This is a genomic window from Methanobrevibacter sp. (assembly GCF_045611865.1).
Taxonomy (GTDB): Archaea; Methanobacteriota; Methanobacteria; order Methanobacteriales; family Methanobacteriaceae; genus Methanocatella.
In genome coordinates this window covers 20059-31051 of record NZ_JAZKXX010000072.1, presented here as the reverse complement: position 1 = coordinate 31051, position 10993 = coordinate 20059, and the positions used below count along the sequence as shown (strand labels likewise).

General features: G+C 32.1%; 15 protein-coding genes. 12 read left to right on the top strand and 3 right to left on the bottom strand.

Annotated features, from left to right (window positions below; all coding sequences use genetic code 11):
* The 9 genes from ACKI32_RS08665 to ACKI32_RS08625 all read left to right on the top strand — a co-directional run.
* On the top strand, nucleotides 1-405 hold a 405-nt coding region (locus ACKI32_RS08665; RefSeq protein ID WP_407415499.1), incomplete at its 5' end, for a leucine-rich repeat domain-containing protein.
* 24 nt (nucleotides 406-429) lie between these two features.
* A complete protein-coding gene (locus tag ACKI32_RS08660) occupies nucleotides 430-1404 on the top strand; it encodes a hypothetical protein (RefSeq protein ID WP_407415497.1) in 975 nt (324 codons plus the stop codon).
* An 18-nt stretch (nucleotides 1405-1422) separates the two neighbouring features.
* The gene (locus ACKI32_RS08655) at nucleotides 1423-1614 is read left to right on the top strand and encodes a hypothetical protein (protein WP_407415495.1); all 192 of its coding nucleotides are present in this window, start codon (nucleotides 1423-1425) and stop codon (nucleotides 1612-1614) included.
* On the top strand, nucleotides 1611-1760 hold the full coding sequence (locus tag ACKI32_RS08650) for a hypothetical protein (RefSeq protein ID WP_407415493.1): 150 nt from the start codon (nucleotides 1611-1613) through the stop codon (nucleotides 1758-1760). The genes ACKI32_RS08655 and ACKI32_RS08650 overlap by 4 nt, the downstream gene beginning before the upstream one ends.
* 401 nt (nucleotides 1761-2161) lie before the next feature.
* The gene (locus ACKI32_RS08645; protein ID WP_407415491.1) at nucleotides 2162-2419 is read left to right on the top strand and encodes a hypothetical protein; all 258 of its coding nucleotides are present in this window, start codon (nucleotides 2162-2164) and stop codon (nucleotides 2417-2419) included.
* 58 nt (nucleotides 2420-2477) lie between these two features.
* Nucleotides 2478-2738 (top strand): hypothetical protein, encoded by a 261-nt coding sequence (locus tag ACKI32_RS08640; protein WP_407415489.1) that lies wholly within the window; start codon nucleotides 2478-2480, stop codon nucleotides 2736-2738.
* Nucleotides 2739-3111: 373 nt separating this feature from the next.
* A complete protein-coding gene (locus ACKI32_RS08635; protein WP_407415487.1) occupies nucleotides 3112-3990 on the top strand; it encodes an SAP domain-containing protein in 879 nt (292 codons plus the stop codon).
* 3 nt (nucleotides 3991-3993) lie between these two features.
* On the top strand, nucleotides 3994-4584 hold the full coding sequence (locus tag ACKI32_RS08630; RefSeq protein ID WP_407415485.1) for a DUF998 domain-containing protein: 591 nt from the start codon (nucleotides 3994-3996) through the stop codon (nucleotides 4582-4584).
* Between the two features lie 60 nt (nucleotides 4585-4644).
* Nucleotides 4645-4893, top strand: coding sequence for a hypothetical protein (locus ACKI32_RS08625; protein ID WP_407415483.1), 249 nt, complete (start codon nucleotides 4645-4647; stop codon nucleotides 4891-4893).
* Between the two features lie 4 nt (nucleotides 4894-4897).
* Here the strand turns inward: ACKI32_RS08625 and ACKI32_RS08620 are convergent, their stop codons facing one another.
* Nucleotides 4898-5569, bottom strand: coding sequence for a hypothetical protein (locus ACKI32_RS08620; protein WP_407415481.1), 672 nt, complete (start codon nucleotides 5567-5569; stop codon nucleotides 4898-4900).
* Nucleotides 5570-5618: 49 nt separating this feature from the next.
* On the opposite strand from ACKI32_RS08620, the gene argB reads away from it, so the two are divergent.
* Nucleotides 5619-6482 carry an acetylglutamate kinase gene (gene argB, locus ACKI32_RS08615; RefSeq protein ID WP_407415479.1) on the top strand — a complete coding sequence of 288 codons (864 nt, stop codon included), beginning with the start codon at nucleotides 5619-5621 and terminating at the stop codon, nucleotides 6480-6482.
* 137 nt (nucleotides 6483-6619) lie between these two features.
* Here the strand turns inward: argB and ACKI32_RS08610 are convergent, their stop codons facing one another.
* Both ACKI32_RS08610 and aksF read right to left on the bottom strand, forming a co-directional pair.
* Nucleotides 6620-8089, bottom strand: coding sequence for a class I adenylate-forming enzyme family protein (locus ACKI32_RS08610; protein WP_407415477.1), 1470 nt, complete (start codon nucleotides 8087-8089; stop codon nucleotides 6620-6622).
* Nucleotides 8090-9079: a homoisocitrate dehydrogenase gene (gene aksF / locus ACKI32_RS08605; RefSeq protein WP_407415475.1), complete on the bottom strand. Its 990-nt coding sequence runs from the start codon at nucleotides 9077-9079 to the stop codon at nucleotides 8090-8092. It abuts the gene before it with no gap.
* A 167-nt stretch (nucleotides 9080-9246) separates the two neighbouring features.
* Here aksF and ACKI32_RS08600 point away from each other — a divergent pair, with 167 nt between their 5' ends.
* Together ACKI32_RS08600 and ACKI32_RS08595 are read left to right on the top strand one after the other, a co-directional pair.
* Complete coding sequence (locus tag ACKI32_RS08600) at nucleotides 9247-9711, top strand: HEAT repeat domain-containing protein (protein WP_407415473.1); 465 nt, start codon at nucleotides 9247-9249, stop codon at nucleotides 9709-9711.
* Between the two features lie 358 nt (nucleotides 9712-10069).
* Nucleotides 10070-10987: a class II glutamine amidotransferase gene (locus ACKI32_RS08595; protein ID WP_407415471.1), complete on the top strand. Its 918-nt coding sequence runs from the start codon at nucleotides 10070-10072 to the stop codon at nucleotides 10985-10987.
* Nucleotides 10988-10993: the final 6 nt, after the last annotated feature.

Here is a 10993-nt window from a genome sequence, read left to right as displayed (position 1 = left end):
AAATTAAACCATTCATATGATACAAATGGAAATTATACTATTAAAATCAAAGGGGATATTTCAGCAATTAATCAAGAAGCATTTCTATCAAATAATAATTTAATTTCTGTTATAATACCAAACACAGTTTCCAAAATAGATTGGTATGCTTTTAGAGGTTGTAGTAATTTAACCTATGTAGATTTGCCTAACACTTTAACTCAAATTAATAATTATTGTTTTTATATGTGCAGTATAACTACTGTAATTTTAAGATGGGAAACTTCCAATGACATTATAAACTATTCTAGTAGTTGGTTTTCTGGAAATCTAAATACTCTTAAATATTATATCCCATTAGGTACAAGGTCTTTATATATTTCAAAGAAATATCCATCAAATCAGGTAGTTGAAAGAAACGAATAAAAAAAAGTAGAGGTGAAAAATAATATGAGTTCAATAAAATTTAACGAATACACTTATCTCATGATTAGAATAAGTTATTGGTTATTAAAAGAAAATAAAAGTTTTAAGAAAAGAACTAATTATAGTCATGGAAAACAAAAATTAACTTTTGCAGAATTAAAGAAAAAAGTGTTAGCAAATAAAACAAAATATAACACAACAGTACTACTAGGTCGAATTGCTGAATATGCAATTATAGACAATAGTTCAACTGATTTTTTACCAGAATATGTTACTGGTAGTAAGGGTAAAAAATATTCTAAATCTCAGTTTGTGAACATGTGCAAATGGACAATTGCATATGAAAAGAAAGAGGGGCATAGGCCTGAAACTATTGATGTTAATGTTAAAGTATCAACAGCGTCTTCTAAGAAGATTGCTTGTAAAAATCCATTCATTAGTAGTCCACATTATTTAAATCAAGGTGCTGGTGCTCTTGGTCAAATAACTCCTTATGATTGTGGACCTCATTGTATTCACCAAGGTTTAAGGAAATTTGGAGTTACTAATATTTCTGAATCTGAATTAATGAGTTATTGCGGAACTACAACTTCAGGCACTAGTCATGATGGAATCTTAACAGGCATTGCAAAAGCAGCTAAAAAAGCAGGTATTAATATTAAAACAGAATGGAAAAATTATTCTGATTTTGGTAAAACAGATGCTGAAAGAATGAAATCATTAGGTGAATTAATGTGTAAAAAGAATGTTTTCTTATTCTTTCATTTATGGTATTCAGCTTCAGGTTCCGATATTGATGATAAGAATGGTTGTGGACATTATGAGGCCATTGATAAGATTAACATTAAAACTGGATATGTTAGAGCATTAAACAGTTTAGGTAGTAGGTGCAGTTATCCTGGTTATTGTGGACATTTACAAGACCGTAAGTTCAGCATTCAAAGTCATTATATTAAAGGGATTAGTCAGAAAAGTGTTTGTATTATGACAAAAATCTAAAAGTAGGGAGGTTTGTTAATGTTGGATAAAGTTAAACTATTTTTACATAAAATTCAATTAAAAAATAAACAACGTATAGTTAAGGACAAATTTGAAAAAGAAGGTTTGACTGATGATGTTTTAGAGCAACAAGTTGAAATAAATACTTTAAGACGTGAGTTAGATTTACCGGATGATTCTGAATTCATTCATGGGGAATTTGTACAATGAATAAGAAAACAAGAGCCTCAAAGAAAAATCGTTTGAAAAAACTTGAAAAGAAATACAGTAAATTGATTCAGCATCATGATCTGGTGGAGGAAGCCATTGAAGTTAAGGCTGAGATGGATAGTTTACGTAGAGAATTAAAATCATAATGAAGTTACCCTTGTTTTTACGATGATGTGGATTCAGAAATCATGGGATAGTAACTAGCGAATAGTGAAAACTTCATGTAAAACCTCGATTTAAAAATTAAACGCCAGTGTTTTATTAAAATATGTGATTTGTATAATATTTTACTCTAACTTTTTTTTGGATCTGCTGAGTAAAAAAGTAAGTATGTTTTTTGACCAGGACATTTTGTTTGTCCTGGTCTATTTTTTTTTGGGAAAATTTATTATACTTTAATTTTCAAATTATTATTTGTCAAATTTCTTTTTTGTAAGAAAAATACTTGTTCGTTTCATATGAGGCGAACATTTATTTTCCTTGAAAATTTTTATTAAAATTATTTTCCCAAAAACAAATACTTAATGTTGACTAGGTAGTGAGAATTATGTTAATCAATGTTGGTGCTGAATTTGGTACTCATTTGGAGTCAAGTGAAATTGCAATCGAATTAGTTGATATTTTAAATAAAATCCCTGAGGAAAACTTCATAATCGATTTTAAGGATGTAATGTTTGTCACTATGAACTATGCTCAAGCTTATTACACTGCAAAACTTGATTCACCTAAAAATATTTCTGAAATCAATATTTCCGAAGAAATTAGTGTGATAATGGGTGCTGCCGATGAGGCATGCAATCCTTAATCTATTTTTTCATTGCTTTTACTTCGTAAGCATAACTTCTATAAATAGGGGTTAATGGTTGATAATTAAAATATCTGAAGAGATAAACTCTTCATTGGAGCTAAATAGCTATGCAATGGATTTCATTGATAAAATTAATTCTTATGATGAATTGGATTTTATAGTTGATTTTGAAGGTGTGAAATTTATGAGCTGTACTTTTGCACAAGCATATTATGCTTCTAAAAAAAGATTTCCTAAAAATATCACTGAAATCAATCTTTCAGGTGATGTAAAGCCATTGATGGACATGATTGAAAAACAGATTATTGCCGATTAATGTAATTATTTTTCTTTAAATTACTGATGGAATTATGTAATGTGAGAAAAATTTTGCCAAAAATCAGCTAAAATTAATGTTAGATATACTTCATATCTTAAACAATATTTTAATTATGGCGTTACTTTAATTATTGTGGATTAACCAAAAAGAAAAACACCGGATAACTTATGGGTTTGCATTTATATTAATCACCATTTCATTTATTTTGATAGCTTTGTTCTTTCGAAAAATAGTGTAATTATTGCAAAACATTAAATTAACTAAAAAAGATATAATGTAAATGTTGATAGTTACGATTATTATTTCAAACTTTTTTTCATTAGGATTGGAATTTTGATAATAACTTTGAATTATTGTTAAAGGTGTTTAAGTGAGTGAACAAAAATTAGAAGTTTTTAATGTTTTAAATTTTTTAAATAAGGGTTATGAAATTGGATATGTACTGAATGAAGGTAATTTTGGAACTTTCCCTTCAGGACAGGATTGTATTGACTATTTAGTTGAAAACGGTTATCTTGCAGGTGAAGGGGGAGCAACCGCTGAAGATTTATCTAAAAAGTATAAAGTTGCCGATTTAAAAGAACTTTTAAAGGAAAACGGTTTAAAAGTTTCCGGTAAAAAACAAGAGCTTATTGAAAGATTATTGCCCGTTTTAAATGAAGGTTCTGGTTCTGGAGATTATGAATTGACTCCTAAAGCAAAGGAGTTTTTGGCTGAAAACGAGTGGATTGACTTATACATGTTTGCACTTGTTGCATTCCGCTTTGAAGATTATGAAATTTACGTTAACAATTCATCTGATGACATGATTCAAACAGCACATAATTTCTGTGATGAAATCCTCTCAAAAGCTTTAATAGCAAACCAATTTTTAGTATTTATTGATGCACTCACTGCAAAAGCACATGTCTTTGCATATGCTGGTGATTATGAATCATTTTTGGATTATGATTTGCAACGTTTCATTTTAGGTTTAAACCCTATTATGTTAGATTCCACAAACTATGTTAAATATGACATTGTAGACACTGCAAATATAGTTAACATAAAAAAGGTCACTGAAGAATTTGATTTTGGAAGCTTAAAGAAAAGGTTTGATAAAATCTGGGCCAAATCCAATATTAAAAATACTACTGTACCTAAAAAAACTGCTTATAAAATTTTACTTAAGGCAATTGATGGTGCAGATTTAGAAGAACTTAACCTGGATTTAAGAGAAAAATACTTCGATAAAAAATTCGGAATTTAGATTATGAGAAGTAAAGTTGCTGGAATCGTTTTAATTATTGGTAGTCTATACTATATTGTAGCCGAAGCTATTTCCGCAACTTTTTTTAAGGCTTCTTTTGCAAATACTTATATTTTCCACACCATTTCAGAACTTGGAATTCCAAATGCCAATTCTCCATTGTTTTGGCTTATGAATTCAGCTTTTATTTTAATTGGATTAGCATTACTGTTTGCTAATTTCTACAAATTTAAAGATTATATCATTAAAAATAAAGCTATTTTTTATATCTTGACTTTAGTTACCTCTTTAGGAGTTATTATTGTTGGTTTGATTCATGGTGGAAACCCTCTAACATCAGGTTATCACACATTAGGGGCGATAATGGCCATTTTAGGAGGTAATATTCTATTGATATTGGTCTCAAGATTAATGGGTGAATTCGGCAAATATCAGATAATAACTTTAATTTTGGGCCTTATTGGTTTTGTCGTGTTCTGGATAATGTGCTTTAACATGGAGAGTATTTACATGCCTGTTTTTGAAAGATTATCAGTTTATACGATGATTATATGGTCATTTTTAACTGGAGTTTTCTTGATTAGATGTAAGTAACTTTTTTGTTACGCTAAATTTAAATACTTCCTATGTTAATTTAATTTTAAGGTGATAATAATGGCAAACCTAGACAAATCTATCGAAGAAGAAATATTGGCAATTGTCGAAAAATACCAAAAAGAAAACACAAAACTTCTAAACTACCTGATAACTGATGATGAGGTGACATTCTTCTCACCGATTGGTAATGGTAGTGAAATAACTGCAAGTGACTTACAAAAGGTTGCAGATATTTTGAAAGGTTCATTTGTAGGAATGGAAATCGTAAACCAAGAATACAGGTTTAAATTCAAAATGGGTATTTAAATACTCATTTTTCTTTTTTTAAATACTCTTGTGTGAGCTTGCACTCGCTCATACACTTTGTACAACCTAATCCGTTTTTATATTGGTCGATTATATATTCACCACAGGCTTCAATATCAATAATGTCTTCCCTATTTAGCCGGTCATTCCATTTTTGAGGATTGATTGCATTTACAGGACAGGCCTCTTGGCAATTTGTACAATCATCACACTCAGAATCGGTAATGGGTGTTCCAAATTCAAGTGGCATATCAGTTAGGATTCCACATAATGTAACTGCTGAGCCGTACTCTGGTGTTACAAATAATGCCGAACGCCCAATCCATCCAAGACCAGATTTGGTGGCTATTGTTTTATAAGGCAAGATGCTTAAAAGCTTTTCCATGTTACATTCATTCCTCTCCATTGTAAGAGCAAACGCATTATAACCTTCTGATTTAATAAAATTCTCACCTTTAAGGGCAATTTCTTTCAATTCAGCTACTTTTGCATGAAAACAAGACCAATATTCTTCAAAGTCATCATTTTTAACATATTCGATAGCTTTTTTTGGAAGTTTTAAAACAAGGCTAATTCCATTTGGCAAATCAACGAATTCGTCTGCAAGACCACTAACATCAGCATATCCAACTTTGCTTGCACCTTGGCTTAAAAGAAATTTTTTAAGTTCATCCATGTAATTAGTTTTATAAGGTATTAAATTAAATAATTATTGTAGTGATTAAATGAAAGATATAGATGTTTTAATTGAAGCTTTGCCTTACATTAAAAAGTTTCATGGTGAGAAAATTTTAATTAAATATGGTGGACATGCGATGGTGGATGATGAAGCAAAGTCATCTACAGCAAGAGACACTGTTTTACTCAAATATGTGGGGATGAAACCACTTATCGTTCATGGTGGAGGCCCTGAAATATCAAGATCAATGGATAAATTAGGAAAAGAATCCAAATTCATCAAAGGACTTCGTGTAACCGATGAGGAAACTATGGAAATCATCGAAATGGTACTTGTTGGAAAAATATCAACAGAAATAGTATCAGAACTCATTAAACACGATGGCCAAGCAATAAGCTTGTCTGGTAAAGATTCAAGCTTAATATTCGCCCATAAAAAAGAGGCAAAGAAAATCGATGAAGAAATCATTGACTTGGGTCTTGTCGGTGAAGTGGACTGCATTAACACAGATTTACTTGAAATGTTTTTAGAAAACGATTATATTCCAGTAATATCTCCAGTAGGTATTGCAAAAGACGGAACAAGTTTGAATTTAAATGCTGATACTGCAGCAGGTGAAGTCGCAAGTGCTGTTGGAGCTGAAAAATTGATTATCCTAACAGATGTTCCCGGTGTTTTAAGAGATCCTAATGATCCAGATTCATTGATTCCAAAGATTAGAATTAGTGAAGTTCCAGGTTTAATAGAAGAAGGAGTTATTTCTGGTGGAATGATTCCTAAAATCGAAACTTGCGTTCAAGCTATTGAGAATGGTGTAAAATCCTGTCACATCATTGACGGACGTAAAAAACATTCATTACTTTTAGAAATCTTCACTACAGAAGGTATTGGAACTATGATTTCAAAATAAATCATAGTTATTTTCTTTTTTCAAAAAAAATTTATATAGTATCTCAAATAACAGTTAGCTTGAGGATTACCTCAAACTTATGTGAAATAATGTGGTTAGAATCATTGATTCTAGCTTCATTACTCTTAAATCTTTTTTTAATCTTTAAACATCTTTCTAAGTTCTCTTCTGAGTAATTTCCATCCGTTTACTCTTGGAAGTTCATCTAAATCATAGATTTCACGAGGAACTTTATATCTTGAAAGGTTTTCACGAGCGTATTCAAGTAATCCTTCGCTGTCGTTTTCATTTTCCCATACAACTGCGGCTACTGGAATCTCTCCTCTGTGGCAATCGTTTATACTAAAAATAGCTATTTCCTTAACTTCAGGGTATTTTATCAGGACTTCCTCCACTTCTGTTGGATAGATTTTCCATCCGCTCATTACAATCATGTCTTTTTTACGGTCGGTGATAAATAAACGGTTGTCTTCATCAAGGTATCCGATATCTCCTGTTAAAAACCATCCGTCTTCTAAAAATGATGCTTTGGTTTTTTCTTCATTTCCCCAGTAACCTTTTGCAACTGCCGGGCCTCTAAGTGCAATCTCGCCCTGTTTGTATTTTTCTAAAATTATTGAAGGATCATCTTCATCAACTATTTTTACTTCTGAAAAACAAACGGGATGGCCTACACTTTCAAATCTGTCCGCTTCACGATAATCTTCTGGTCTGATAACAGTACCTGTTCCTATTACGATGGTTTCGGATAGTCCGTATGCATTTATGATTGGTATTGCATAGGTTTGGTGGAAATCTTTCCATATTTTTTTGTGTAGTGGTCCTCCACCGGAGATAATCTCACGAACAGTTTTTAACTCTTCACGTTTGTCCATGGTGGTTAGTGAGTGTATTACTGGTGGCATTCCAGTTAAAACAGTTACGTTTTCTTTTTTACATAAATCCAAGTATTCATCTAGGTTGAATTGTTCTATTAGAATGTAGTATGCTGCAGCTCTTAGTGCTGCTATTGACCATGAAAGACCAACATGGGCCATTGGATAAATACCTAGGTAAACATCATCCTGTTTTAAGGTTAACACATCACATTCATTGTGTATTGCGGTAAAATAGTTTCCATGGGTTAGCATTGCACCTTTTGGTTTGCCGGTTGTACCGGATGTGTATTGTAATTGACATAAGTCATCCCAATCAGTATTTTCTGCAGGTAAAACTTCACTGTTTTTAAATTCAGAAATGTTTTGTGGGATGTATGTTTGGATATCGATTATATTTTGAGCTTCTAAATCGGTAATCATCAATTTTGCCTTTGAGTCGTCCACAATGTATTCAAGTTCAGATGCGGTAAAAACCCTATTTGTAGGTATTGCAATTGCCCCTATTCTCCATATGGCAAAAAGTGAAAATAAATATTCTTCGGAGTTTTTCAAATAAATCAGTACTCTGTCGCCTTTATTGATATTTAATTCTTTTAGGTCACGTCCTATTTGGGATACAATTGATAATATTTCTCCAGAGTTGTATTTGTTGCCTGTAGTTGGGTTGTATAATACATTTTTATCTAAACGTTTTGAATTAGCATCTAAAAAAGTAGTAATGTTGAGCATTTAAATTAACTCCTTGACTATAGCTTTTGTAATGTCAATTGTTGATGCATCTCCTCCAAGGTCGGGAGTTTTAATTTTACAATCAGCTATTACTTTTTCAACGGCGTTTTTAATGTCATTTGCAGTTTCCCATTCTCCTAGATAGTCAAGCATCATTGCAGCTGATAAAATCATGGAACAGGGATTTGCAATATGTTTTCCGGCAATGTCAGGGGCTGATCCGTGCACGGGTTCAAATAGTCCGTTGTGGTCTCCGATGTTTCCTGATGGTGCAAGACCTAATCCTCCGACGAGACCTGCACTTTCATCTGATAATATGTCTCCAAAGAGGTTACTTGAAACTATAACGTCAAAGTTTTGTGGTTGTGTGAGAAGATACATTGCTGTTGCATCAACATAATAGTCTTCAGCGGTAATTTGCGGGTATTCCTTTGCTATTTTGTAAAAGCTTTCTTTAAAAATACCGTCTGTCTTTTTTAGGACGTTGCTTTTGTGAACACAGCTGACTTTGCTTTCACCTCTTTTAATGCATAAGTTGAATGCTGCTTTTGATATTCTCTCTGATGCTTTTCTTGTGATTATTCGCTCTGCAACCATCTTGTTTTCATCACCGTATTCAACTTGAGAGTATAGTCCTTCGGTGTTTTCACGTACTATTACAAAATCAATGTCATCACGTAGGCAATTTACACCTTTATAGGCTTTTATTGGCCTTATGTTTGCATATACGTGGAGTGCCTGTCTTAGGTTTATTATTGGGCTTGGTTGGCCGGGTGTTGATGTGGATGCTCCGAATAAAACTGCATCATTTTTATTTGCTATTTTGATGGTTTCTTCTGGAAGTGTGGTCCCATTTTTTTTGAAACATTCAAAACCGGCTTCCCCATATTCAAAACTAAAGTTTAAATCTAGTTTGTCCAGTAAATATTCGCAGGCATTCATTACTTCTATGCCTATTCCGTCCCCACTGATTATTGCAATTTTGTACATTATTTTTCACTTAAAAGAATTTGTTCGTATACTATTAATATTGATATTTATCTTATTTAAGTTAATTTTAAAATTTGTTCGTATAGTATCGAAATACTTTTATATTACCAAAGCTATAATTATATATTAACTACAAAGATAATCCTAAGATTACGAGAGGGGTTAAAATGGAAAGAAGTATTGATGAATTAATCGAATTATTAAACGATAAAGATGACTTTGTTGTTGAGGATGCTGTTGGTGAATTGGAATTAAGGGCTGATGAAGCTTTAGACCCATTAATTGAAGCTTTATCCAGCAGAAAAAAACAAATCAGATTAAATGCGGCAACATTACTTGGTGCAATTAAGGATCCAAAAGCAATCCCTGCTTTAATTGATACTTTAAGGGACAACAACAAATTGGTTAGAAGAGAAGCTTCTACCGCTTTAAGTCGTATGGGTGAACCTGCCGTAGAACCGTTAATTGCAATCTTGGATGATGAGGATTGGAGAGTTAGAGGAACTGCTGCTTGGGCTTTAGGAAACTTAAATGATGAAAGAGCTATTCCAGAACTTGAAAAATTGCTTGATGATGAAAGTGGTTTTGTAAAATCAGGTGCTGAAAGTGCAATAGCTTCTATTAAAAAATAAAATTAATTTCTTATTTTTACTTTTTTTTAATTTAGGGTATTTTTTGTATCTTACTTTATAATATAATTATTTTATCAACTGGATAAATGATTAATTATGCTCATTATCTAATTCAACTCATTTTAACCGGTTTTTGTTAATTTCTCATTGGATATACAAAATTCTGTAATTTTGAATATTTACTTAATTTATTCAGTTTTTACACTAATTTTTCTAAACATTGTTTATTTATTTTAAATTTTTCATGTATTTTTTCAGAAAATTTATTCATCGGAAGGTACTTTCCGACACATTTATATATGGTAATCATTAAACTATGTATAAGAAAAAAATAATTAAATACTAAGGAGGTCTAAAATTGTGCGGAATAGCGGGGATCGTTTACAAAGATAAAAAATTACACAACATTGGAAATGACATGACAAACATGCTCCACCAATTACAACACAGAGGACCTGACTCAGCAGGATACTCAATATACGGTGGAACAGGTTTAAAAGAGGGAGAATACATCTTAAAAATTCAAGTAGCAGAAAATGACGAATTGCTTGAAAAAGTAAAAGATGTTATAAATCTTGAAACTCCAATTAAAAAAGATGCCATCTTACCGTCAGTTGGAGAGTCATTCATTTACAAATGTAAAATATCTTTAGATGAATTTTCCCAGCTAAAACCATTAATTACAAAAATCGACAGGCTTGACGATGTAATTGTAATTAACGGAAGCCATGATTTTGAGATGATAAAGGATGTTGGATCCGTACTAGATATCGCAGAAAGATACGACGTAAGATCAGTTAAAGGAACACATGCTATTGGCCACACCCGTTTTTCAACAGAAAGTGGAGTGGACAGGTACCATGCACACCCTTTCCAAACATACATTGTACGTGATATATCAGTAGTACACAACGGACAAATCACAAACTACTGGAAAGTAAGAGACCCGCTTGAGAGAAAAGGACACGTATTCGAAACATTCAACGATACAGAATGTTTAGTTCACTACATTGCTGATAAACTTGACACAGGATATTCCCTTGAAGAAGCACTCGAACAATCAGTTGAAGACATGGACGGTCCATTTTCCTATATTATCGGAACCCCACAAGGAATCGGAATCGCAAAAGACAAATTAGGCCTAAGACCAGGTGTAATGGCGGAAACCGACGATGTATTTGCAATAGCATCAGAAGAAGTATCCCTAAGGGAAGTAGTAGACACACACCATGTAGAACAAATATCTCCAGGTGAAGTAATGGTATATGAAATATAAGGTGAT

Coding starts and splice junctions, on each gene's coding strand:
- ACKI32_RS08660 (WP_407415497.1), top strand. CDS start 430: ATGAGTTCAATAAAATTTAACGAATACACTTATCTCATGATTAGAATA.
- ACKI32_RS08655 (WP_407415495.1), top strand. CDS start 1,423: ATGTTGGATAAAGTTAAACTATTTTTACATAAAATTCAATTAAAAAAT.
- ACKI32_RS08650 (WP_407415493.1), top strand. CDS start 1,611: ATGAATAAGAAAACAAGAGCCTCAAAGAAAAATCGTTTGAAAAAACTT.
- ACKI32_RS08645 (WP_407415491.1), top strand. CDS start 2,162: ATGTTAATCAATGTTGGTGCTGAATTTGGTACTCATTTGGAGTCAAGT.
- ACKI32_RS08630 (WP_407415485.1), top strand. CDS start 3,994: ATGAGAAGTAAAGTTGCTGGAATCGTTTTAATTATTGGTAGTCTATAC.
- ACKI32_RS08625 (WP_407415483.1), top strand. CDS start 4,645: ATGGCAAACCTAGACAAATCTATCGAAGAAGAAATATTGGCAATTGTC.
- ACKI32_RS08620 (WP_407415481.1), bottom strand. CDS start 5,569: ATGGATGAACTTAAAAAATTTCTTTTAAGCCAAGGTGCAAGCAAAGTT.
- argB (WP_407415479.1), top strand. CDS start 5,619: ATGAAAGATATAGATGTTTTAATTGAAGCTTTGCCTTACATTAAAAAG.
- ACKI32_RS08610 (WP_407415477.1), bottom strand. CDS start 8,089: ATGCTCAACATTACTACTTTTTTAGATGCTAATTCAAAACGTTTAGAT.
- aksF (WP_407415475.1), bottom strand. CDS start 9,079: ATGTACAAAATTGCAATAATCAGTGGGGACGGAATAGGCATAGAAGTA.
- ACKI32_RS08600 (WP_407415473.1), top strand. CDS start 9,247: ATGGAAAGAAGTATTGATGAATTAATCGAATTATTAAACGATAAAGAT.